22 protein-coding genes and 2 tRNA genes are annotated in these 23,331 nt (G+C 68.9%); 8 read left to right on the top strand and 16 right to left on the bottom strand.

Annotated elements, in window-relative coordinates:
* Positions 1-61: 61 nt before the first annotated feature.
* Positions 62-134, bottom strand: a tRNA-Glu gene (locus DXT68_RS07360).
* A gap of 152 nt (positions 135-286) precedes the next feature.
* Here DXT68_RS07360 and DXT68_RS07355 point away from each other — a divergent pair.
* Both DXT68_RS07355 and DXT68_RS07350 read left to right on the top strand, forming a co-directional pair.
* Entirely contained in the window at positions 287-925 is a 639-nt protein-coding gene (locus DXT68_RS07355; RefSeq protein ID WP_045255267.1) for an MBL fold metallo-hydrolase, read from the top strand.
* Between the two features lie 2 nt (positions 926-927).
* Positions 928-1,806, top strand: a complete 879-nt coding sequence (locus tag DXT68_RS07350) for a phosphotransferase (RefSeq protein WP_045255268.1) — start codon at positions 928-930, stop codon at positions 1,804-1,806.
* Here DXT68_RS07350 and pepN read toward each other — a convergent pair.
* Positions 1,773-4,286, bottom strand: coding sequence for an aminopeptidase N (gene pepN, locus DXT68_RS07345; protein ID WP_045255269.1), 2,514 nt, complete (start codon positions 4,284-4,286; stop codon positions 1,773-1,775). The two genes, DXT68_RS07350 and pepN, sit on opposite strands and share 34 nt — an antisense overlap.
* 12 nt (positions 4,287-4,298) lie before the next feature.
* A complete protein-coding gene (locus tag DXT68_RS07340) occupies positions 4,299-4,580 on the bottom strand; it encodes a DUF4190 domain-containing protein (RefSeq protein ID WP_045255270.1) in 282 nt (93 codons plus the stop codon).
* Positions 4,581-4,694: 114 nt separating this feature from the next.
* Between DXT68_RS07340 and DXT68_RS07335 the strand changes: the two genes are divergently transcribed.
* Positions 4,695-5,141, top strand: coding sequence for a MarR family winged helix-turn-helix transcriptional regulator (locus DXT68_RS07335; RefSeq protein ID WP_052677831.1), 447 nt, complete (start codon positions 4,695-4,697; stop codon positions 5,139-5,141).
* A 35-nt stretch (positions 5,142-5,176) separates the two neighbouring features.
* Complete coding sequence (locus DXT68_RS07330; RefSeq protein WP_045255271.1) at positions 5,177-6,034, top strand: 3-hydroxyacyl-CoA dehydrogenase; 858 nt, start codon at positions 5,177-5,179, stop codon at positions 6,032-6,034.
* A gap of 28 nt (positions 6,035-6,062) precedes the next feature.
* On the opposite strand, the gene DXT68_RS07325 is transcribed toward DXT68_RS07330, so the two are convergent.
* Positions 6,063-7,022: a DNA topoisomerase IB gene (locus DXT68_RS07325; RefSeq protein WP_045255272.1), complete on the bottom strand. Its 960-nt coding sequence runs from the start codon at positions 7,020-7,022 to the stop codon at positions 6,063-6,065.
* Positions 7,023-7,189: 167 nt separating this feature from the next.
* On the opposite strand from DXT68_RS07325, the gene DXT68_RS07320 reads away from it, so the two are divergent.
* Positions 7,190-8,101 carry a hypothetical protein gene (locus DXT68_RS07320; protein WP_045255273.1) on the top strand — a complete coding sequence of 304 codons (912 nt, stop codon included), beginning with the start codon at positions 7,190-7,192 and terminating at the stop codon, positions 8,099-8,101.
* Positions 8,102-8,154: 53 nt separating this feature from the next.
* Here the strand turns inward: DXT68_RS07320 and DXT68_RS07315 are convergent.
* Together DXT68_RS07315 and gltX are read right to left on the bottom strand one after the other, a co-directional pair.
* Positions 8,155-8,226: transfer RNA gene (locus DXT68_RS07315), tRNA-Gln, on the bottom strand.
* A 186-nt stretch (positions 8,227-8,412) separates the two neighbouring features.
* On the bottom strand, positions 8,413-9,918 hold the full coding sequence (gltX, locus tag DXT68_RS07310) for a glutamate--tRNA ligase (protein ID WP_045255274.1): 1,506 nt from the start codon (positions 9,916-9,918) through the stop codon (positions 8,413-8,415).
* 194 nt (positions 9,919-10,112) lie between these two features.
* Between gltX and DXT68_RS07305 the strand changes: the two genes are divergently transcribed.
* On the top strand, positions 10,113-11,357 hold the full coding sequence (locus tag DXT68_RS07305; RefSeq protein ID WP_244268217.1) for an acyl-CoA dehydrogenase family protein: 1,245 nt from the start codon (positions 10,113-10,115) through the stop codon (positions 11,355-11,357).
* Between the two features lie 38 nt (positions 11,358-11,395).
* On the opposite strand, the gene DXT68_RS07300 is transcribed toward DXT68_RS07305, so the two are convergent.
* The 5 genes from DXT68_RS07300 to DXT68_RS07280 form a co-directional block, all read right to left on the bottom strand.
* Complete coding sequence (locus tag DXT68_RS07300; RefSeq protein ID WP_045255275.1) at positions 11,396-12,652, bottom strand: MFS transporter; 1,257 nt, start codon at positions 12,650-12,652, stop codon at positions 11,396-11,398.
* Positions 12,649-13,425 carry a fumarylacetoacetate hydrolase family protein gene (locus tag DXT68_RS07295; RefSeq protein WP_045255276.1) on the bottom strand — a complete coding sequence of 259 codons (777 nt, stop codon included), beginning with the start codon at positions 13,423-13,425 and terminating at the stop codon, positions 12,649-12,651. Before DXT68_RS07295 ends, DXT68_RS07300 begins: the two co-directional genes overlap by 4 nt.
* Before the next feature lie 84 nt (positions 13,426-13,509).
* A complete protein-coding gene (locus DXT68_RS07290) occupies positions 13,510-14,610 on the bottom strand; it encodes a branched-chain amino acid aminotransferase (protein WP_045255649.1) in 1,101 nt (366 codons plus the stop codon).
* Between the two features lie 60 nt (positions 14,611-14,670).
* Complete coding sequence (locus DXT68_RS07285; protein WP_045255277.1) at positions 14,671-15,714, bottom strand: 3-isopropylmalate dehydrogenase; 1,044 nt, start codon at positions 15,712-15,714, stop codon at positions 14,671-14,673.
* A 75-nt stretch (positions 15,715-15,789) separates the two neighbouring features.
* Entirely contained in the window at positions 15,790-17,325 is a 1,536-nt protein-coding gene (locus DXT68_RS07280; RefSeq protein ID WP_045255278.1) for an MFS transporter, read from the bottom strand.
* A gap of 110 nt (positions 17,326-17,435) precedes the next feature.
* Here DXT68_RS07280 and DXT68_RS07275 point away from each other — a divergent pair, with 110 nt between their 5' ends.
* The gene (locus DXT68_RS07275; RefSeq protein WP_045255279.1) at positions 17,436-17,981 is read left to right on the top strand and encodes a TetR/AcrR family transcriptional regulator; all 546 of its coding nucleotides are present in this window, start codon (positions 17,436-17,438) and stop codon (positions 17,979-17,981) included.
* A gap of 79 nt (positions 17,982-18,060) precedes the next feature.
* Here DXT68_RS07275 and serA read toward each other — a convergent pair whose 3' ends face one another.
* The 3 genes from serA to DXT68_RS07260 form a co-directional block, all read right to left on the bottom strand.
* Positions 18,061-19,665, bottom strand: a complete 1,605-nt coding sequence (gene serA, locus DXT68_RS07270) for a phosphoglycerate dehydrogenase (RefSeq protein ID WP_045255280.1) — start codon at positions 19,663-19,665, stop codon at positions 18,061-18,063.
* Between the two features lie 114 nt (positions 19,666-19,779).
* On the bottom strand, positions 19,780-20,136 hold the full coding sequence (locus DXT68_RS07265; protein ID WP_244268218.1) for a hypothetical protein: 357 nt from the start codon (positions 20,134-20,136) through the stop codon (positions 19,780-19,782).
* Positions 20,133-20,654, bottom strand: coding sequence for a hypothetical protein (locus DXT68_RS07260; protein WP_045255281.1), 522 nt, complete (start codon positions 20,652-20,654; stop codon positions 20,133-20,135). Before DXT68_RS07260 ends, DXT68_RS07265 begins: the two co-directional genes overlap by 4 nt.
* Before the next feature lie 77 nt (positions 20,655-20,731).
* Here DXT68_RS07260 and DXT68_RS07255 point away from each other — a divergent pair, with 77 nt between their 5' ends.
* Entirely contained in the window at positions 20,732-21,664 is a 933-nt protein-coding gene (locus DXT68_RS07255; RefSeq protein WP_052677832.1) for a hypothetical protein, read from the top strand.
* Positions 21,665-21,745: 81 nt separating this feature from the next.
* Here the strand turns inward: DXT68_RS07255 and ilvC are convergent, their stop codons facing one another.
* Complete coding sequence (ilvC, locus tag DXT68_RS07250; protein ID WP_045255282.1) at positions 21,746-22,774, bottom strand: ketol-acid reductoisomerase; 1,029 nt, start codon at positions 22,772-22,774, stop codon at positions 21,746-21,748.
* A 47-nt stretch (positions 22,775-22,821) separates the two neighbouring features.
* Positions 22,822-23,331, bottom strand: a complete 510-nt coding sequence (gene ilvN, locus DXT68_RS07245; protein WP_045255283.1) for an acetolactate synthase small subunit — start codon at positions 23,329-23,331, stop codon at positions 22,822-22,824.

Genomic DNA, 23,331 nt, shown 5'->3' with positions numbered 1-23,331 from the left:
ACCGAGGAAGAGGGCGGGAACGACGAAAGCCCTCGGCGAACCGAGGGCTTTCTGTGTTGTGTGACCCCAGCGGGATTCGAACCCGCGTTACCGCCGTGAGAGGGCAGCGTACTAGGCCGCTATACGATGGGGCCGTCTGGCGGAACGTTTCCGTGCCGCGACAACTGTTCAAGTATGCCATGACGATTATCGCGCCGCCAAATCGAGCCGAACTCCATCTGAATCTCGGGCGTGGCGCACGCGCAAGGGGTTTGCCACCACCGCCGAGAGGGAGTTGACTCGTCTCATGCGCGTCACCAAATTCGAACATGCCGCTCTCCGCATCCAGCAGGGCGACGACATACTCCTCATCGATCCGGGCTCGTTCACCGCCCCGCTGAACGACCTCGGCGGGCTGGTCGCCCTCGTCATCACGCACGAGCACCCCGATCATTGGACCCCCGAGCACCTCGACCGCATCCTCCGGGCAGCCCCCGGCACGCCGATCTATGCGCCCGTCGGGGTCGCGTCCGCCGCCGAGGGATACGAGATCTCCGTGGTGGCGCCCGGCGACACGGTCGAGATCGGTGCTTTCACGCTGCGGTTCTTCGGTGGCACCCACGAGGTGATCCATTCCTCTCTTCCCACGGTCGACAACGTGGGCGTGCTGGTCAACGACACGTTCTACTACCCCGGCGACTCCTACGCGGTGCCCGAGGGCGTCGAAGTCGGCACGCTCGCCGCCCCGCTCGGCGCCCCCTGGCTGAAGGTCGGTGAGGCGATGGACTACGTGCTCGCGGTCAACCCCCGTCGTGCGTTCGGGACGCACGACATGACGCTGTCCGTGGCGGGAAAGACCATGCACCGCCAGCGCCTGCAGTGGGCCACCGAGCAGGGCGGCGGAGAGTTCTCGGTTCTCGAGCCGGGCGAGTCGCTCGACATCTGAGCATGGCGGACTCCCCCGCCGCAGAGTATCCGGTCGATGAGGCCGCCGTGCGGGCGCTGCTCCGCACGGCGGCGCCGACCCTGGCCGCACTTCCTCTCCGGCCCTTCGCCGAGGGGTGGGACAACACGATGTGGAGTCTCGGCTCCGAGCTGCTCGTGCGCCTGCCGAGGCGAGCGCTCGCGGTGCCGCTCATCGCCAACGAGCATCGCGCTCTGCCGGAGATCGGGCCGGCACTGGCGGCGGTCGGCATCCGCACTCCGATACCGGTGCTCGCCGGCGAGCCGACCGAGGCGTTCCCTCGACCGTGGTCGGTCATCCCCCTGATCGACGGCACGACTGCGCTGCGGTCACCACGATCCGCGAACTCCCGCTGGGCGCCCCGGCTCGCCGAAGCACTCCTCGCCCTGCATGCACCGGCACCTGCCGACGCCCCGCGCAATCCCGTGCGCGGTCGAGCCCTGAGCACACGGGAGAGCGCTATGCGCCCTCGGCTCGACGCGCTTCCAACCCGCTCGGGGCTGCAACACGCGTGGGCTGACGGCCTCGAGGCCCCGCCGAGCGACGAGCAGGTCTGGGTGCACGGCGACCTGCACCCCGGAAACCTCCTGCTTCGCGACGGGTCGCTCGTGGCGCTCATCGACTTCGGCGACGTCACCTCGGGAGACCCCGCCTACGACCTCGCATCGGCATGGATGCTCTTCGACCCGCCGGGCCGCGCGGAGTTCCGAGCGTCGACCGGCTCACGATACGACGACGCGACGTGGGTGCGCGCGCGAGCCTGGGCCGCGTACATCACCCTCGTCCTCCTGACGCAGAGCGACGATCGACCGGACCTTCGCGCTGTGGGTCAGAGCACCGTCGCAGAGCTCGAGGCCGGCTGAGACTGCGCCGCTCGCACGCGGATGTCCCGGGCGAGATGATCGCGCTGCTCGATGACGATCCGGCGAAGGGCGGCCGGGGCGTCGTCGTGCTGCTCCAGCCACGCATCGACGCGCTGCAGCGTCGGCATCGCGGGAAAGAGCCCCGCGACCAGGCGTCGGGCCAGCTCGATGCTCCGGGTGCGCCACGCGTGCAGGATGCGGTCGAAGTACTCCTCGTCGAAACCCTCGATGAGATCTCGGCGGCCACCGGCACGGAACCCGGCGATCTCGGCGTCGAGGTGATCGTTGCTGAGGCTCTCGTCCGTCCAGGCGGCGTGCCACGCGGCGGCACGCACACCCTCATCGGGCAGCCCGGCCCGAGCCCGACGTGCGGCGGTGCGGCCGCTTCCGGTGTCGTCCCGCGAAAGCTCATCCGTGATCTCGGTCGACCCCGCGTGTCCCGTCGTCGCGAGTGCCGTCAGCAGATGCCACCTCAGGTCCGGGTCGACGACGAGTCCTTCGGGCACCTCGCCGTCGAGCATGCCGCGGAGACCATCGGCACGCCCGTCGTCGAACGCCGATGCCGCCGCCACCGCACGTGCCCAGGAGAGCTGCGCGTCGCTGCCGGCATCCGCTGCGTGCATAGCGCTCCAGGCGGCCTCCACCCACTGCCTCTGCTCGTGCTGCCTGTCATCGTCCGCGACGTAGTGCCTGACAGCGAACAGGGCATTCGTGAGCACGCCGCCGAGGAGGCCGATGTTCGTCTCCCGCGGCGCGTGCGCTCGCACGATCGAGGTGTAGCGGGTCGCCGCCAGCTCGCCGTCGCGCGTCGCGTTCCACAGCGACGACCAGATGACCGCGCGCGCGAGCGGGTCCTCCAGGTCGGACAGCAGGTCGTGGACGGTCGCCAGTGACGCCTCGTCGAGGCGCACCTTGGCGTAGGTCAGGTCGTCGTCGTTGAGCAGCACGAGATCGGCGTCGGGAAACTCGACCGGAGTGCGCTCCTCGTGGATGTCCAGCGCGATCTGCTCGCGGCGCACCACTCGGCCGTCCACGCGGTCGTAGAACCCCACACGCAGGCGGTGCGGGCGCGCATCGCTCTGCACGAGTGCCGTCGCCCCGTCGGCATCCCGCTCGATCCACAGCGTCGACACGCCGGTCGTCTGCAACCAGGCTCGTGACCATTCGGACATGTCGCGGCCGGAGACTGCGCTCAGTTCGACGAGGAAGTCGTCCAGCGTCGTGTTGCCGAACGCGTTGGCGGCGAAGTAGCGACGCGCGCCCTCGAAGAACGCCTCATCCCCGACGAAGGCGACGAGCTGCTTGAGCACGGCCGCGCCCTTCGCGTACGTGATGCCGTCGAAGTTGAGTTTCGCCGCCTCGAGATCCGTGATGTCCGCGACGATCGGATGCGTGGTGGGGAGCTGGTCCTGCTGATACGCCCACGCCTTGCGGTTCGCGGCGAACTTCACCCACGCGTCGTGGAAGCGGGTCGCCACGGCCGAGGCATGCGATCCCATGTAGTCGGCGAACGACTCTTTGAGCCAGAGGTCGTCCCACCACTTCATCGTCACGAGGTCGCCGAACCACATGTGGGCCATCTCGTGCAGGATCGTGTTCGCCCGGGCCGCACGCTGGGCCTCCGTCGCGGCGCCTCGCGAGAGATACGCCTCGGTGAAGGTCACGAGACCCGGGTTCTCCATGGCTCCGAGGTTGTACTCGGGGACGAAGATCTGGTCGTACTTGCCCCACGGGTACGGGTAGGCGAACGACTCGTCGAAGAAGTCGAGGCCCTGGCGGGTGACCTCGAGGATCTCGTCGGATTCGAGGTGCGGCGACAGGGACCGACGGACGAACAGGCCGAGCGGGATGTGCTGCTCGTCACGGCGCCACTCGCCGTCGACGCGGAGGTAGGGGCCGGCGGCGACAGCGGTGATGTAGCTGGAGATGGGGAGTGTCGGGGCGAACTCGACGCGCTGCACACCGACGCCGACGTCCACGACCGCGGCGACCTGATTCGACAGCACCTCCCAGCCCGACGGCGCGTCGACGACGAACGTGTAGGGCGTCTTGATGTCGGGCTGCTCGAAGCAGGCCATCACGCGCCGGGAGTCGGCGGGTTCGTACTGCGTGTACAGATACGTCCGGTCGTCGACGGGGTCGTGGAAGCGGTGCAGTCCCTCACCCGAGCGGCTGTAGACGCCGACGGCCTCGACCCGGACGGTGTTGACGTCCACGAGGCCACGCAGCGCGATGCGGGCGCCGTCGTAGACGATCTCCTGCTCAGCACCGTTGACGACGACGCGCGTCACGCTCTCGCCGATGAAATCGAGCCACGTCGTCTCGACCGTCGAGGCGAACTCCACCGTCGTCGCCGTCGGGAATCCGCTGCGGGCCCGCTCGGGCGCTCCGGTCAGATCGAGTTCGACGCGGATGCTGCGGACCGAGACCGCGGCGGATCGCGCGGCAGTCTCCTCTCGCGTGAGGTTGGCTGTGTCCATACCCCCATCCTTTCATCTGCCTCCCCAGACGATTCCCCCCGTCACGGACGCGACCAGCACGACGACGAGCACCGCGTACCCGGCGAGGGTCAGATACCCCAGCACCAGGCCCGCGATCGCCATGCCGCCGCCGCCCTCATGTCGCGCGCGGATCTGCGCCAGAGCGATGTGACCGAGGATGATCGGGATGAGGGCGAAGCCGCAGATCCCCAGCACGAGGGTCGCGATGGCGAGACCGTTCGTGCGCGACGGCGGTGCGGGCGAGAGCGGGTGCGGCGGGTACGGAGTGGTCATGCCGTCAGCGTAGGGAGCGGATCGCGGCAGGTGGTCGCCAGGGCGTCGCAAAGCTGGCGCAGTCCTGCGACGGGCTGAGTTGCATTACGCAACATAGAGGTTTACAGTTGCACCATGCAACAAGAGAACGACGCGGATGCGCGAGGAGCGGACAGTGCGACGGTCCTGCGATCTCTCCTCGCCATCACCCGCCGAGGACTGGTGGACGCCCGATCCGGCGAGACCCGACTCTCGATCACCGATCAGTCGATCGTGATGGCGATCGCCGACACCCCGGGGATCCGGTCCATCGACATCGCGCAGATGTTCCGGCTCAACCGCTCGACGGTGTCGCGACAGCTCGCCTCCCTCATCACGCTCGGGCTCGTCCGCGAGGCGCCGGGAACCGCGGGTCGCGGTCGCCCGCTCGAACTCACACCCGACGGCGAAGACGCCTTCCGACGCACGCTCGACACGCTGCAGGACGTGATCGACACCCATCTCGCTCGGTGGTCGGATGCCGAGGTCTCGCGCTTCGCGCATGACCTCCAGCGCTTCGATCGCGACGACACCACATCGTGACCACGGCCCACAAGGCCCCCATAGAAGGAAGAGAAATGAAGAACATCACCGTTCTCGGCACCGGCGTCCTCGGATCGCAGATTGCGTTCCAGACCGCCTTCCACGGCTTCGACGTCGTCGCGTACGACATCGATCAGGCCGCGCTCGACCGCGCGGCCGAGCGGTTCGACGCACTCGCCGCACGATACGTCGCTGACGGTGTGGAGAATGCCGCAGGCGGCGGAGCCGAGGCGGCCATCGCCCGTATCCGCCTCACCTCCGAGCTGACGGATGCCGCCGCCGCCGCCGACCTCATCATCGAGGCGGTCCCCGAGAACCTGGAGCTGAAGCAGAGCATCTACCGCACGCTCGCGGATGCTGCGCCGGAGACGACCATCTTCGCGACCAACTCCTCGACTCTGCTCCCCAGCGCACTCGCCGCGTCGACGGGGCGCCCCGATCGCTTCCTCGCCCTGCACTTCGCCAACGAGATCTGGTCGCACAACACCGCCGAGGTGATGGGAACGCCCGAGACCGACCCGGCGGTCTACGACGCAGTCGTCGCGTTCGCGGCGGAGATCGGCATGGTCCCGATCCCGATCAAGAAGGAGAAGGCGGGCTACCTGCTGAACTCCATGCTCGTGCCGTTCCTCGAGGCGGGCGCAGGACTCCTCGTCGACGGCATCGCCGATCCCGAGGCGATCGATGCGACCTGGCGGATCGGCACCGGAGCGCCGGCCGGTCCGTTCGAGATCTATGACGTCGTCGGCCTCACGACGGCCTACAACATCTCTCGGATGGGTGGCGAGAAGCAGCAGCGCTTCGCCCAGCTGCTCAAGGAGCAGTACATCGACAAGGGCAAGCTGGGCGTCTCGACGGGCGAAGGCTTCTACACCTACCCGCGCGCGAACTGACCGACCTGACCGCCCGACGCAGACGGCGTCACCGCGCGAGCAGCTTGCGGATGGCGGTCTCAGGCGACACCGAGAGATCGAGCAGGCGCCCTCGGGCGTACAGCCGGAACACCTTCGGGTCTATGTAGCTCCCCCTGGCGACCGCGATGGTGTTGCCGAGCGCCGAGGCCGTGGCCTGCACGGCCAGGCGCTCGGCTCGCCGCCGCTCGTTCTTCGTGTCCAGGCGGCCGATCCGGGCGAGAGCGTCAGCGGCGAGGATCGTGCCGTGAAGGGTGCGGAAGTCCTTCGCCGTGAACGCGGACCCGGCGACCTTTCGCAGATAGTCGTTGATCTCCCCCGATGTGAGCCGCACGCGGCGCCGCCCCTTGCGATATGCCAGAAGCGTCTCCCGCGGGGAGCCGACCGCGAATTCCGACAGAGCCTCGGCCAACGGCGCGTCGGTGATCTCGATCGAAGCCAGCTGCTTGCTCTTGGCGGGGAACTCGAGGGCTACCGTGCTCCCGTCGATGCGCACGTCACGCCGCCGCAGCGTGCTGAGCCCCCTGCTGCCGTGCTTGACGAGGTAGCGCTCCGAGCCGATGCGCAGCGCACCGTCGTCGAGCAGGCGGAAGGCGACCGCGAGGGCCCGCTCCTTCGACAGGCCGGGTTGGCCGATCGCGCGGGTGACCTTCGCCCGCGCCGCGGGCAGCGCCGCGGCGAGCTTCAGCGCGCGGGCGAACTTGCGCTGATCGCGGCCGGTGCGCCACAGCGGGTGATAGAGGTACTGACGTCGGCCCGCGTCGTCGGTGCCCACCGCCTGGATGTGCGCGAGCGGATCCGCGGCGATCCAGACGTCGTGCCACCGCGGCGGGATCACGAGGTCGTCGATGCGCTCGCGGTCGGCCTCGACGACCGGCTGACCCGCCGCGTCGAGGTAGCGGAACCCCGACCCCGATCGCACGCGACGGATGCCCGGGGTCTGCCCGGGCACGACTCGGGTGAGTGCCATGGTCTGCTCCTGCCTGCATCCCGGGTGTGGCGCCGTTCTGCGGAATACCGACATTACGATGCCGTCCCCGGCGCACCTCGGAAAGGGTGTGGCGCCGACCGCATCCGACCTGCTAGGCGCGGTCGCCGGATTGTCGGCCGCCGCACGCGTCTGCCATTCTCTTGACTATGACGATGTCGCTCGAGGACTTCCGCGCTTCCCTGGTCAGGCCCGATCTGAGGACGACGCTGGGACTCCCGCTCACGGATCTCGAGGCTCAGCAGGTCGCCGACGACCCCGCATCCACGCAGAGCTGGTACGCGTACTGGCTGTCGATCCAGCCGTCCCCGGCAGCCGCTCCCCCGCTGCCTCCCGCGTACGCCGTGTCCGCGCCGCACGCCCCGCCCGGATCCGAGAGCGCCCCTGCCGCGGATTCGCAGCCGACGATCCCGATCCACGACACCGTGCCAGCCGATCAGGGGTACGTCGCACCCGCCGGCCAGGCATACGCGACGACGCAGCCGTACCCCGGATACGACCCCGCGTACGGGGCAGTTCCCGGTTACCCGGGTCATCTGCCCGGTCCCGACGGTCAGCCCGCGACGAAGAAGCGGGTGGGGCTGTGGGTCACCCTCTCGATCCTCGGAGCCCTGTTCGTCATCGCGGCGATCGTGGTGGTCTTCGCGTTCACGACGGCACGGCATTGGACCAAGACCGACGTGCCCGAGCAGCCCGAGACCTTCCACAGCGAGGAGTTCGAGACCGGTCGTTACGACGTGACGATGAACTCGACGAACCCGTGCACCGTCAACCAGGACTGGACCGACTGTACGAACCTCATGGTCGCCACCTACACCGCTTCCTGTGTCGGCGTGGAGCTCACGGAATCCGCGACCGCCCTGTGCACCGAGTACAGCGGTGCGATCGATGAGATGAGGGCGCAGGACGGCGACGGCTACTACGTGGCCACGCTGGGCACCTATGGCACGCTGAGCCGCACGCCCGAGATCGACACGAGGCAGGTGTCCAACGACGACTACCGGCCCGCCGAGACGCACGAGGCCGTCTGCTACCTCGGATTCCTCGGAGAGTGCGAATAGAAGCCGGGAGCAGAAACGACGAAACCCCCGCCTGAGCGGGGGTTTTCGTCTTGCTGGGGTACCTGGACTCGAACCAAGAACAACGGAACCAGAAACCGCCGTGTTGCCAATTACACCATACCCCAAGGGCGAAACCGGAGCCTCGCACCGAGAGTCAAGCCTACCCGAGCCACGGCCCTAATGCCAAAACGCACCGGCCGGGCCGGGCGCGTCGTCCTCGGATCCGTCTCCCGCGCCGCCATTCGGCGCGAAGACGGCGAGAGGGCGGGCGCCCGTCGGCACCCGCCCTCTTCGGCCATCCGCTCTGCGACTCAGCGGGCGAGGAACGCGGACAGCGCCCGCAGACGCCGCAACGACTCGTCCTTGCCCAGCAGCTCCATCGACTCGAACAGCGGCGGCGAGACCCGACGACCGGTGATCGCGACGCGCGGGGGTCCGTAGGCGATGCGCGGCTTGAGCTCGAGCTTCTCGACCAGAGCCTCGGCGAGAGCCTCCTGGATCCTGTCCGGGGTGAACTCGTCGACCGGCTCGAGTGCCGTGGCGCACGCCTCCAGCACCTCGGCTGCGTTCGCCGGCAGGCCCTTCAACGCGTCCGCGTCGTACGACACCTCGTCGGTGAACAGGAACCCGACCATGCCGGGCACCTCCCCCAGCAGCTGCACACGCTCCTGCACCAACGGCGCGACCCGGAAGGCCAGCACCAGCTGCTCGTGCGTCGGCTCGTCGAAGAGTCCGGCGGCGGCGAGGTACGGGATGGTCCGCTCGGCGAAGTCCTTGCCGTCGAGCGCCCTGATGTGGTCGCCGTTGATCGACTCGGCCTTCTTCTGGTCGAAGCGGGCCGGGTTCGGGTTGACGTCGACGATGTCGAAGGCGGCCGTGAACTCCTCGAGCGAGAAGACGTCGCGGTCATGGCTGATCGACCAGCCGAGGAGCGCGAGGTAGTTCAGCAGCCCCTCGTGGATGAACCCGCGGTCGCGGTGCAGGAACAGGTCGGCCTGCGGGTCGCGCTTGGAGAGCTTCTTGTTGCCCGTCTCTCCCAGCACCAGCGGCATATGCGCGAAGCGCGGCACGAACGTCGTGACGTCCGCCTCGATCAGCGCGGCGTACAGCGCGAGCTGGCGCGCGGTCGACGGCATCAGGTCTTCGCCGCGCAGCACGTGCGTGATGCCCATCAGCGCATCGTCGACCGGATTGACGAAGGTGTAGAGCGGGATGCCGTTCGGGCGCACCACCACGAAGTCGGGGAACGATCCCGCGGGGAAGGTCACCTCGCCGCGGATCAGGTCTACATAGGTGAGATCCTCGTCGGGCGCCTGCAGTCGGAGGGCGGGCTGGCGCCCCTCCGCACGGAACGCGGCCTTCTGCTCCTCGGTCAGGGTGCGATCGAAGTTGTCGTAGCCGAGCTGCTTCGCGCGACCGTTGGCCTCGTTGCGGGCGTCGATCTCCTCGGCGGTCGAGTAGCTCTCGTAGAGAGCGCCGGTCGCGAGCAGCTTGTCGATGACGCCGCGGTAGATCTCGTGACGCTCCGACTGCCGGTACGGCGCGTGCGGGCCACCGACCTCCACACCCTCGTCCCAGTCGATCTTGAGCCAGGTCAGGGCGTCGACGAGCTGGCGGAAGCTCTCCTCGCTGTCGCGCGCGGCGTCGGTGTCTTCGATGCGGAACACCATCTTCCCGCCCGTGTGGCGCGCATACGCCCAGTTGAACAGGGCCGTGCGGACCATGCCGACGTGCGGCAGTCCGGTCGGCGAGGGGCAGAAGCGGACGCGGACGTCGGCGCCACTGGCGGTCGTGGTGAGGGGGTGCGGGGTAGCCATATCCCTCCGATTCTAGTTGCCGCTAGTCGTCGAGACCTGCCCGCCCCCCGGGGGTTCGTGAGTGCCCGCCTCCCGTCACGCCGGGTCACAGATGCTCACCCGGCGTCACACCCCCTCACCCGGGGTAACAGCGCTCGTCGCTGCGGCATCGTGCTCCTATCGTTGCCGCATCGACCAACAGGAAGGGGACAGACGTGACGATCACGGATGCAGTGACCACAGGACTCGGAGACCGCTGGCGGGAGGGCGCGCGACCGCAGACCACGGACGAATGGCTCGCCCGCGCCCAGGAGGTGGCCGACATCCTCGCGGTGGACGCCGTCGAGCGCGACCGCGCGAACCAGACACCGCACGCCGAGGTGCAGCTGCTCAAAGACTCCGGTCTGGTGACGCTGCTCGGTCCTCGGGCGCACGGCGGCGCCGGCGAGACGTGGGACACCGCGTACCGGGTCATCAGGACTGTGGCTCGCGGCGACGGGTCGATCGGGCAGGTCCTGGGCTATCACTACCTCTGGGCGTGGGCCGCGCGGCTCGTGGGGACGGAGGAGCAGATCGCGGCCGTCGAAGAGCTGTACACCTCGAACGCCCTCGTCTTCGGCGGGGCGGTCAATCCGCGCGATTCCGACCTCGTGATCCGAGAGGACGGAGACGACCTCGTCTTCTCGGGGCGCAAGTCGTTCTCCACCGGCGGCCAGATCTCGGATCTCACGGTGCTCGAAGGTGTCCTCGAGGGCTCCGACACGCACATCTTCGCGATCGTCCCCACCGCTCAGGACGGCATCGTGTTCGCAGACGACTGGGACAGCCTGGGCCAGCGTCTGACCGAGTCCGGCTCGGTGGAGATCCGCGACGTCCGCGTGCCGTGGGCTGCGGCTGCAGGATTCGTCGACAGGGTCTTCCGCCCGCTGACCTACAACACTCTCAACGTGCCGACGATCCAGCTCGTGTTCGCGAACTTCTACCTCGGCATCGCGCAGGGAGCGCTCGAGACGGCATCCGCATACACGCGCACCCGCACACGCCCCTGGCCATACGGCGGAGACGACAAGCAGCACGCGACCGACGAGTGGTACCTGCTCGAAGGCTATGGCGAACTGGCGTCGACGCTCTGGGCCGACGAGGCACTGCTGGACGCCGTCGGCGGCGAGATCAGCGCGGTGCTGCACGCCCCGAGGGAAGAGCTGACCCCCCGCCGTCGCGGTGAGATCGCCGTGCGTGTCGCAGCGGGCAAGCTGCGGGTCGTCGACGACGGGCTGACGGTCGCCACGAAGGTCTACGAGCTCACGGGCGCGCGGGCGTCGGCGAGTTCGGTCGGCCTCGACATCTTCTGGCGCAACCTGCGTACGCACAGCCTGCACGATCCGATCGCGTACAAGAAGCGCGAGGTCGGCACGTTCGTGCTGAAGAACGAGGTGCCCGAGCCGACCTGGTACACCTGAGCGACGGGGTGGGCGCGCGTCCGCGCCCACCCCGTCCTTCACGGCTTCGCGCGTCCGAGCGGCGAGAGCACGACGATCGCCAGGACGATCACCGATGCCGCGATGCCCAGCCCCGCGTACTGGAAGTTCGAGAGCACGACGCCGGCGAGCACGGCACCTGCTGCCGCCGACAGGCTCATCAGGGAGTCGCTGCGTCCCTGCCGTCGCGTGCGGACCTCGGGCGCGCTCGACTCGGTGAGCAGAGCGGCGCCTGCGACCGTCGCCGCGCTCCAGCCGAGGCCCAGGAGGATCAGCGCGACCATCACGCCCCACTCCTCATCGTTCACGAGCACCGCGAAGGCGAGAGCGCCGCCGAGCAGCAGCTGGCCGAGCAGTACCACTCGCAATCGCCCCCACCGGTCGGCGAGGATGCCGAACAGCGGCGACAGCGCGTACATCCCGCCGACGTGCAGGGCGATGGTGATCCCGACGAGCGCCGAGACATCGGCCGGCGTGGGCGCCATGCCGTGCGCACCATGGGCCATGTGCGCGAGGTGCACCGGCGTCATCGCCATCACCGAGGCCATCACCACGTGCGAGCCGGCGACGGCGAAGATCGCATAGCGAGCGACCACGGGGCGATCGGCGACGGCCACACCGGTCGCCGCGACGGCCGCCGTGGCGAGTCGCTGCGCGGACAGCAGCGGATCCGGACGCAGGGCGACGAGGTAGAGCAGGAGTGCGGCGCACTGCGCGACGAACGAGAACGCATACGAGCCGGTCTGCGGGGGCATCCCGATCGCCTCGCCGACGATCTCGCCGGGGCCGAGCAGAAGCGGGCCCGCCACGCCGCCGATGGTCGTCGCCCACACGACGATCGAGAGATCACGCCCGCGGTGCTGCGCGGCCGCGAGGTCGGTGGCGGCGAAGCGGGACTGCAGGTTGCCGGCGTTGCCGGCGCCGATCATGAGGATGCCGACGAGCAGCAGAGGGAAGACCCGCAGCGATGCGGCCAGGATCACCACGGCGATGCCGACGAGGGCGAACATGTTGCCGAGAGTGAGCGCCCGACGACGCCCGACCCGCGCCGCCAATCGGGCGAGCGGGATCGCGCACAGTGCAGCCCCCAGGGTGACGGATGCCGTCGCCAGGCCCGACAGCGCGTCGTCGCCCGACAGGTCGGCCGCGAGCAGCGCGCCGAGCGAGACCGTCGCACCGAACGCGATCCCCCCGAGCACCTGCCCGATCGACAGGACGAGGACCGTACGCCGCTGGATCGCAGCCTGCTCGGCCACGGTCAGAGCGGCGTCGGTCATGACGCGCGTGCGGCGTCGCGCACGGTGTTGCGCAGGATCCCCAGTCCGGTGATCTCGACCTCCACGGTGTCCCCCGCGCCGAACTCCCCGACACCGGCGGGCGTGCCGGTGAGGATCACGTCGCCGGGCAGCAGGGTGAACACCGCGGACGCGTGCTCGATGATCGCCTCGACGGAGTGGATCATGTCCGACAGCGGCGCCTTCTGGCGCACCTCGCCGTTGACGCGGGTCTCGATCGTCGCCTCGGCGGGGTCGAAGTCGGTGCTGATGGTCGGTCCGAGCGGGCAGAACGTGTCGAAGCCCTTCGCACGCGCCCACTGGCCGTCCTTGCGCTGCAGGTCGCGGGCGGTGACGTCATTCGCGATCGTGTAGCCGAGCACATGGTCGAGCGCATCGGCCCGGCTGACGTTCTTCGCGACCTTGCCGATCACCACCGCGAGCTCGCCCTCGTACTCGGTCTGCTCCGAGATCGCCGGGCGCACGATGGCGTCTCCCGGTCCGATCACGGACGTGTTCGGCTTGAGGAAGAGCAGCGGCTCCTCGGGAGCCTCCCCGCCCATCTCGGCCGCGTGGTCATGGTAGTTCTTGCCGACGCACACGATCTTCGAGCGAGGGATCACCGGGGCGAGGATCACCGCATCCGCGATCGGCACGCGGTCTCCCGTGGGCTCATACCCGGCGAAGAGGGGGTCGCCCGAGAGGACGACGAGGTCGGTGTCGTCGACGATCCCGAACAGGATGGCGTCGTCGTGGCTGAAACGGGCGATCTTCATACGACCAGCCTATCCAGCCGCACGGACGACGAGACCCCGCCATGCGCCGTCGGCACAGCGGGGTCTCGTCAGATGATGCGCAAGTCAGGCGTCGAGACGCAGGAGCCAGCCGTGCGTGTCTTCACGGCGGCCGTACTGGATGTCGGTGAGCTCCTCGCGAAGCGACAGCGCGAGCTCGCCGAGCGGCTGCGTCTCGTCGAAGCCCTCGCCGACCAGAGCGCCGATCGGCGTCACGACGGCGGCGGTGCCGCACGCGAAGACCTCGACGATGTCGCCGGAAGCGACGCCTTCGCGCCACTCGTCGATCGAGATGGGTCGTCTCTCGACGGTGTAGCCGCGGTCCTCCGCGAGCTGCAGCAGGGAATCGCGCGTGATCCCGTCGAGGATGCTGTCGGACTCGGGGGTCACGATGCGGCCGTCCTTGAACACGAACACGACGTTCATGCCGCCGAGCTCCTCGACGTTGCGCTTCTCGTCGAGGAAGACGACCTGGTCGCAGCCCTTCGCGCTGGCTTCACTCTGTGCCAGCAGGCTGGAGGCGTAGTTGCCGCCGGTCTTGGCCTTGCCGGTGCCGCCCTTGCCCGCCCGGGCGTAGTCCTCGGAGAGCCAGATGCGCACGGGCTTCACCCCGCCGCTGAAGTACGCGCCCGCCGGGCTGGCGATCACGTAGTACGCGACCTTCTGCGCAGCGCGGACGCCGAGGAAGGCCTCCTTGGCGAACATGAACGGACGCAGGTAGAGGCTCTGGTCAGCTCCGGAGGGCACCCATCGACCGTCCACCGCGACGAGCTCGCGGAGCGACTGGATGAAGTACTCGGTGGGCAGCTCGGGCAGTGCCAGCCGACGCGCGCTGGCCTGCAGACGTGCGGCGTTGCGGTCGGGGCGGAAGGTGTGGATCGAGCCGTCCTCGTGACGGTAGGCCTTGATGCCCTCGAAGATCTCCTGACCGTAGTGCAGCACAGAGGCCGCGGGGTCGAGCGGGATCGGCCCGTACGGCTGCACGCGCGGACGATGCCACCCGCCCTTGACCGACCAGCAGATGTCGACCATGTGATCGGTGAACACCACGCCGAAGCCCGGGTCCTCGTGGACCTCGGCGACGCGTGCGGGCGTGGCCGCGCTCAGATTCTTCCTGACCAGGAACTCCAGCGGAGTCGTGGCGGTCTCGGCATCGATGGTCGTCATCTCGTCATCCATTCCTCGTGCGGCGCGCAACCTCGCGCGGGTCCAGCCTACGCCCGTCGTTCAGAGCAGTGCGGTGATCGCGGAGCCGACCTCCGCGGTGGTGCGCGCTCCCGTGCGGGTGGCGATGTCCGTCTCGACGGCGGCGCTCACGCGCGCCGCCTCGGCGGTGAGACCGAGATGGTCGAGCAGCAGGGCCACCGACAGGATCGCCGCGGTGGGATCGGCCTTCTGCTGACCGGCGATGTCAGGCGCGGAACCGTGCACCGGCTCGAACATCGACGGGAACGCACCGTCGGGGTTGATGTTCCCGGAGGCCGCGAGACCGATCCCCCCGGTGACCGCGCCGGCGAGGTCGGTGAGGATGTCGCCGAACAGGTTGTCGGTCACGATGACGTCGAAACGCGAGGGGTCGGTGACCAGGAAGATGGTCGCGGCATCGACGTGCAGGTAGTCGACCGTGACGTCGGGGTGTGCGGCGGCGACCTCGTTCACGATGCGCTGCCAGATCGCGCCTGCGTGCACCAGCACGTTGGTCTTGTGCACGAGCGTGAGCTTCTTGCCGCGACGCTCGGCGAGGTCGAACGCGTAGCGGACGACCCGCTCGACGCCGAAAGCCGTGTTGACGGACGTCTCGTTCGCCACTTCGTGCGGCGTGCCCGTGCGGATCGCCCCGCCATTGCCGACGTAGGGTCCCTCGGTGCCTTCGCGGACGACGACGAAGTCGATCTCGCCGGGGTTCGCCAGAGGTCCTGCGGCGCCGGGGAACAGCTTCGAGGGACGCAGATTCACGTAGTGGTCGAGCGTGAACCGCAGCTTCAGCAGCAGGCCACGCTCGATGTTCGCGTCCTTGAGGCGCGGGTCGCCGGGGGTGCCCCCCACCGCGCCGAGCAGGATCGCGTCGTGCCCGGCGATCGCCTGCAGGTCGTCATCCGTGAGGGTGTCGCCCGTCTCGAGGTAGCGGGCAGCGCCCAGCGAGAACCGGGTCTTGTCGAAGGTGACGTCCGACGTCGCAGTGACCGCGTCGAGCACCTTCTCGGCCTCGGCGACGACCTCGGGGCCGATTCCGTCGCCGGGGATGACCGCCAGCTTCACGACACGCGACATGACTCTCCTTGCACCGGGATGGACCGGCTCGCGCGCGGACGGATGCCGAGCGGGCCGGTCCTCCCAGCGTACTGGTCAGTGCGTGGGGGCCTTGCGCAGTGTGACGGCGGCGATCGCGCCGGCGAGCACGACCAGGCCTGCGCCGATCAGCGAGGTCACCATCACTCCGGAGCCGAACGCCGTGGACGCCGCATCCCACAGTGCCGTCCCGAGGGCATCCGGAAGTCCCTGCGCGGCGGTGTACGCCCCGGCGAGTGTCTCCTCGGCGGCGCGCGCGGCGTCGGCGGGGACGCCCGCGGGCACGATGAGGGCTCCACGGTAGAACGCCGTGATCAGACCGCCCAGCACCGCGGTGCCGAGCACCGCGCCGAGCTCGTACGCCGTCTCGGACACCGCGCTCGCGGCGCCGGCCTTCTCGGCCGGGGCGCTGGAGAGGATGAGCTCGTTGGAGATCGTCTCGGCGCCGCCGATCCCGATGCCCAGCACGACGAACGCGAGGATCAGCGGCGCGACGCCGTGGTCGGAGGTCGTGAACGCCACCAGCAGGTACCCGGCGAGCGAGAACACCAGACCGACCGGCACGAGGATGTGCGGGCGGACCCGACGTGAGATCGGCACCACCGACAGGCCGGCCACGATCATCGCGAGCATTCCGGGCACGAGCGCGGCACCCGCGGTCATCGGAGAGAGACCCAGAACGAGCTGCAGATGCTGCGACACGAAGTACAGGAAGCCGACGAGCGCGACCACGCTCAGCAGGTTCACGAGGATCGCACCGGAGAACGACCCTCGACGGAACAGCGCCATGTCGAGCATCGGGACGTCGGCGGAGAGCTGACGCCGCACGAACAGGTAGCCCATCACCACTCCGAGCAGCGCCCACGCGCCCGCGGTGAGGCTCGGACCGTCGACGGCCAGCGACTTGATCGCGTAGACGATCGGGATCATCGCGGCCATCGACAGCGCGATGCTGACGAGGTCGATGCGGCCGGGGTTCGGATCACGACTCTCGGGCACCAGCAGCGGGGCGGTGACGAGCAGCGGGATGAGCACGGGGACGGCGATGAGGAACACCGAGCCCCAGTCGAAGTGCTCGAGGAGGAAGCCGCCGACGATCGGACCGAGGGCCGAGCCCGCCGAGAACGCCGAGGCCCAGACCGCGATCGCCAGTCGCCGCTGGTCGCGGTTGCGGAAGATCGACCGCAGCAACGACAGCGTCGACGGCATGAGCATGGCGCCGAAGAGGCCGAGCAGCGCGCGGGCCGCGATCAGCAGCCCGGCTGTCGGGGCGAAGGCCGCCAGCGCCGACACGGCGGCGAAACCCGTGGCGCCGATGAGGAGCATCCTGCGTCGACCGAAGCGGTCCCCCAGGGTGCCCATCGTGACCAGGAGCCCTGCGAGGACGAGCGGGTACACGTCGATGATCCACAGCTGCTCCGCACCGGTGGGAGCGAGCGCGAGGGAGATCTCGGGCAACGCGAAGCTCAGCACCGTGTTGTCGACCGACACGAGGAGCACAGGCAGCATCAGGACGACGAGCGCGGCCCAGCCGCGGGCACCCACGCGGGGGGCATCCGTCTCTGTCGTCGGGATCGACGCAGTGCGGGACATGGAACACCTCTCAGGATCATGACGGCCGGATTACTAAACCGTCCAGATGGTATAGTAACAGAACCGTCATCTCCGCGCGTTACGGTGAAGGACGACGAACAGAGGACCCTATGCCCCGACCTCCCCTGGCCCGCGAACGCGTGCTGGACGCATTCGAATCGATCGTGATCGAAGACGGCGAACGTGCGGCGACGCTCGAGGCCACCGCCCGCGCCGCAGGGGTCTCGAAGGGCGGGCTGCTCTACCATTTCGCCTCGAAGGACGACTTGGCCGCAGGCCTGCTGGAGCGCCTCGACGCCCTCACCACCACCGACCTCGAGCGGATGTCGAGCGCCGAGGAGGGACCCGTCGCGTACTACGTGCGCACGTCCGTGATGGAGGACGACGCACTGGATCGCGCACTGATCGCCGCGAGCAGGCTCGCCCAGGGCGGTTCGGCCCCGGCGGCCGACGCGCTGCGGAGGAACCGGGACCGGTGGGCGGACAGCATCCGTCCCCATGTGCGGGATGCGGCGAGTCTCGATCTCGTCATGCTGCTGAGCGACGGCCTCTATTTCAACAACTCGCTCGACGTGCACGGACCGGAACGGCTGGTCCCCCGCAGCGACGAGCTGTCAGAGCTGATCGCGCTCGTGCTGCGTGCGACGGCACCCTGACGCACGGCCCCACACGCAGAGAGCGGGAAGGCCGCCTCTCGGCCGCCCTCCCGCTCCGCTGAGGCAGGGGCTCCCCCGCTCAGACCTCGGTGATCTCGATCTGACGGAACAGGTCGGCGTCGATCGAGTCGCGAACGTCGTCGAGCAGCTCGTCCGAGACGGGCGAATCCAGCGTGAGGACGCTGAGCGCCTGGTCTCCCGCACCGAGGCGCGAGATCTGCATGCCGGCGATGTTGATGCCGGCCTCGCCGAACTTCTGTCCGTACACGGCGACGATTCCCGGACGATCGGTGTAGAGCATCACGACGTGGTGCTTCTCGATCGGCAGCTCGAGCGCGTGGTCGTTGATGGCGACCAGCTTCTCGGACTGCTTCGGACCGGTCAGGGTGCCTGAGACCGAGAGCTGCGACCCGTCCGACAGCGCTCCACTGAGGGTGATCACATTGCGGTACTCGTCGCTCACGTCGTCCTTGAGCAGACGTACCGCGATGCCACGCTGCTCGGCCAGCAGAGGCGCGTTGACGTACGAGACCGTCTCGCTCACGATGTTCGTGAAGACGCCCTTGAGGGCGGCGAGCTTGAGGACGCTGACGTCGTACTCGTTCAGCTCGCCGTGCACCTCGACGTCGAGGCTCGTGAGCGGCGAGGTCGAGAGGGCGGCGAAGATCTGTCCGAGCTTCTCGACGAGCGAGATGCCGGGGCGGACGTAGGGGTCGATCACGCCGCCGGCGACGTTGACGGCATCCGGCACGAGGTCGCCGCCCAGGGCCAGACGCACCGAGCGGGCGACGGACACGCCGGCCTTCTCCTGTGCCTCCTCCGTGCTGGCTCCGAGGTGCGGAGTGACGACCACGTTCGGCAGGTCGAGCAGCGGACGCGCCGTGCCGCCCTCGGCCGGGGGCTCGGAGGTGAACACGTCGAGACCCGCGCCGGCGATCTCGCCCGCGACGAGGGCCGCGTGCAGCGCCTCCTCATCGATCAGCCCGCCGCGAGCGACGTTGACGACGAACGCAGTCGGCTTCATGGCCGCGAACTGCTCGGCACCGATCATGCCGGTGGTCTCGGGGGTCTTCGGCATGTGGATCGTCAGGAAGTCGGACTCGGCGACGAGCTCGTCGAGCGACAGCAGCTGGACACCCAGCTGCTGCGCGCGCGCCGACGTGACGTAGGGGTCGTAGGCGACGACACGCATGTCGAACGCGGCGAGACGGGCCGCGACGAGAGCGCCGATGCGGCCGAGGCCGACGATGCCGACGGTCTTCTCGAAGAGCTCGGCGCCCGTGAAGGAGCTGCGCTTCCAGTCGCCGGCCGCGAGCGACGCGTGCGCGGCCGGAATACGGCGGGCGAGGCTGAGGATGTGTCCGACGGTGAGCTCGGCGGCCGAGACGATGTTGGAGGTCGGGGCGTTGACCACCATGACGCCCGCGGTCGTCGCGGCCTTGATGTCGACGTTGTCGAGGCCGACACCCGCGCGGGCGACGACCTTGAGGTTCGGCGCGTGGGTCAGCGCCTCCTCGTCGATCTGCGTCGCCGACCTGATGAGCACCGCGTGGGCGTCGGCGAGGGCGGCGAACAGCGCCTCGCGGTCGGTGCCGTCGACGTTGCGCACGTCGAAGTCGGGGCCGAGGGCCTCGATGGTGGCAGGAGAGAGAACTTCAGCGATGAGCACGACGGGCTTCGGCACAGGGATCCTTCGGGGCAGCGCGACAGGGGGCCGATGCGCCGCACACCATGGGGGCGCGATCACGTCAACTGTACCCGAGGGCTCCGGGCGCTCCGTGCCGTGTGACGGGGGCGGTCAGGGCGCGGCGTTGACCAGATCCGCCATGTTCAGGACGCTGTAGCCGATCAGGCTCAGCCAGAACACCGCCACCACGCCCAGCCCCGCGAGCAGGACGAGACCGAGCTCTGCGGCGCGTCGACGCCTGCCGATCACGTAGGCGAACACGAACACGAGCGCCGGGAAGACCACGCCGAAACCGAGCGTCACCCAGCCGACGCCGGTGAGTCCGCTGCTCTGCGCCATGGACACGAGATGCGCCACGGCGTTCCAGATCGCGTAGGCGTAGAAGAGGCCCGCCAGGCCCAGCGCCAGGCCGCTGAGCCACCGCGGCGACGGCGAGGAACGGGGTCCGTCGATCTGCTGCGCGGTCACGATCCGATCACCCCCACCGTCACGAAGGGCCAGGGCACGAGAAGCACGACCCCGAGCAGCAGGAGCGCGACGCGGATCCAGCCCGCCCTCGCACGGGTCAGCACCCACACTGCGAGGAACCACAGCGCGGGGGCGGCGACGGCGAGCACGAACCACGGGACGTACATGGCATCGGCGACGATCAGGTTGGCGAGGGGCTTGAGCCTCATGCCGCCCACGACCCAGCCGATGCTGTAGAGCAGGTAGACGCCGCCCACGACTCCGAGAGTCAGGAGCATCCCCGTGCTGAGCGGTGGACGCTCGGGCTCGTCGTCGTCATCAAGGCGCCCGACGGCGGCACTCCCCCGGCCGACGGCGTTCCATCCCCCGGAAAGAGCGGGATCCTCCGCGGTGCGCTCGGTCGGCGCGACAGCACCCGGCTCCGCGGGTGTCCGACGGGGCTTCTTGGGCGCCTGCTCCTTGCGCGTGCCGCCCTCGTCGCCATCCCAGCTCAGCGCATCGTCGGAATCGGAAGTCATGTCCCCCAGCGTAGGACACGTCGTCCACTATGCTCAGGGCATCCGGGCCACCGGGGCCCGCGTCCGGAGGGATCACCGTGGCCGAGCAGAGCAAGAGGGGCGAGTCCTCGGACTCGCCCGACCGGGTCCGAGAGCCTTCCGAGGGATGGGTCCCGACCGCCGCAGCGAAGTCGAAGGCCACAGCCTATCGTCGGATCGCCGTCGCGGTCTGGGTTCTCGCGATCGCAGCGGAAGCGGTGGCCATCTTCTGGCTCCTGCGTCAGCGCGAGTTCGTCGGCGCCGACGGGGCGCTCGTGCGGGATCCCGACACGGGACTCCTCGAGGCGCAGGGCGCCACCGCACAGTTCCCGCAGTGGGCCTTCATCACGCTCCTCGTGCTGCTGGTCGTGATCGCCGCGCTCGCCATCACCGGCTCGATCCTCTGGAAGAAGGCGAACCGCCTCGACCCCGCGCGCCGGGCCGAGACCCTGCGCTTCTTCGTGCAGAACCAGCTCGGCGCGATCATCGCGATCATCGCCTTCCTGCCGCTGATCATCCTCATCTTCCTGAACAAGGACATGGACAAGGGACAGAAGGCCACCGCCGGCGTCGTCGGCATCGTGCTCGCCGTGATCGCCGCCGTGATCGGCGTGGACTTCTCCCCGCCGTCGGTCGAGAAGTACACCGCCGACCAGTCGGCGGTGATCCAGATGCTCGGTGAGGACGAGGTCGTCTGGGTCGACGGCGGAGCGGTGTACCACGTGTGCGACAGCGTCCCCGACATCCAGACCGGAAGCGAGAAGCGCACCGGCACCACCGCGCAGGCGGTGGAGGCGGGCAAGATCCGCCTGACCCTCAAGTTCGCGTCCGAGCTGAACGCCTGCGGACTCGCCGTACCGCAGAACGCCGACGACATCGAAGACGCGCTGCGTGAGATCCAGGGCGGGGCGGTCGATACGGTCCTCCCGGCGCCCGTGTGGACGAACGGCGAAGACGCCCCTCCCGTGATCGAGGATGCTCCGGCGGAGTAGCAGGGGCGCGATCCGTCGCCGCGGACGACAGAACGGGCACCCCCGAGGGGATGCCCGTTCTGTCGTGTGCGAGCTGTGGGATCAGCGAGCGGCGCTGCCGTCGACGTAGTCCTCATCCTGCTGCTTCCAGGCGAAGAGCGAGCGGAGCTCCTTGCCGGTGGCCTCGATGGGGTGCGTCTCCTCCTTGGCGCGCAGCGCGAGGAACTCCTCTGCGCCGTTGTCCTGGTCGTCGATGAAGCGCTTGGCGAAGGCGCCGTTCTGGATGTCGGCGAGGATCGCCTTCATCGACTCCTTGACCTCGGGCGTGACGACGCGCGGACCGGAGACGTAGTCGCCGTACTCCGCGGTGTCGGAGACCGACCAGCGCTGCTTGGCGATGCCGCCCTCCCACATGAGGTCGACGATGAGCTTCAGCTCGTGCAGCACCTCGAAGTAGGCGATCTGCGGCTGGTAGCCCGCCTCGGTCAGCGTCTCGAAGCCGGCCTGCACGAGGTGGCTGACGCCACCGCACAGCACGGCCTGCTCGCCGAACAGGTCGGTCTCGGTCTCTTCGGTGAAGGTGGTCTTGATCACGCCGGCACGGGTGCCGCCGATCGCCTTCGCGTACGACAGCGCGGTCGCCCAGGCGTTGCCCGAGGCGTCGCGCTCCACCGCGATGATGTCCGGGATACCCCGGCCCGCGACGAACTCGCGACGCACGGTGTGACCCGGAGCCTTCGGAGCCACGAGGATCACGTCGACGCCCTCGGGGGCATCGATGTAGCCGAAGCGGATGTTGAATCCGTGCGCGAACGCGAGGGTCTTGCCCTCGGCCAGGTTCGGGGCGATGGACTCGCTGTAGATCGTGCGCTGGTGCTGGTCGGGCGCGAGGATCATGATGAGGTCGGCCCACTGGGTGGCCTCCGCGACGGTCTTGACCGCGAAACCGGCCTCCTCCGCCTTCGGCGCCGACTTCGAGCCCTCCTTGAGGGCGATGGCGACCTCGACACCCGAGTCGCGAAGGTTCTGCGCGTGCGCGTGACCCTGCGAGCCGTAGCCGACGATCGCGACCTTCTTGCCCTGGATGATCGACAGATCGGCGTCTGCGTCGTAGAAGATCTCGGTGCTCACTGGTTTCTCTCCTTGATTGGGTGTTCGTGTACGTGTGTGGTGTCTGATCAGCCGCGCAGGACGCGCTCGGTGATGCTCTTGCCGCCGCGTCCGATCGCGAGGAGGCCCGACTGTGCGATCTCCTTGATGCCGAACGGCTCGAGAGCCCGCAGCAGTGCATCGACCTTGCCCCGATCACCGGTGACCTCGATCACGAGGGCATCGGATGCGTAGTCGACGACCGAGGCCCGGAACAGGTTCGCGACCTCGATGACGTTCGACCGCGTCGCGTTGTCGGTGCGCACCTTGACGAGCATGTGCTCGCGCTGCACCGACGTCGGGAAGTCGAGCTCCACGATCTTGATGACGTTGATCAGCTTGTTGAGCTGCTTGGTCACCTGCTCGAGGGGCAGCTCGTCGAGATCGACGACGACCGTGATGCGCGAGATGCCTGGCACCTCGGTGACGCCCACCGCGAGCGAGTCGATGTTGAAGCCGCGACGGGCGAAGAGTCCGGCGACACGGGTCAGCAGACCGGGGGTGTTCTCCACGAGGAGGCTCAGCACGTGAGTCGACAT

This window comes from Microbacterium foliorum, from assembly GCF_003367705.1.
GTDB lineage: Bacteria > Actinomycetota > Actinomycetes > Actinomycetales > Microbacteriaceae > Microbacterium > Microbacterium foliorum.
Note: the sequence above shows the minus strand (reverse complement) of the source record. Positions and strands in the feature narration are given on the sequence as shown.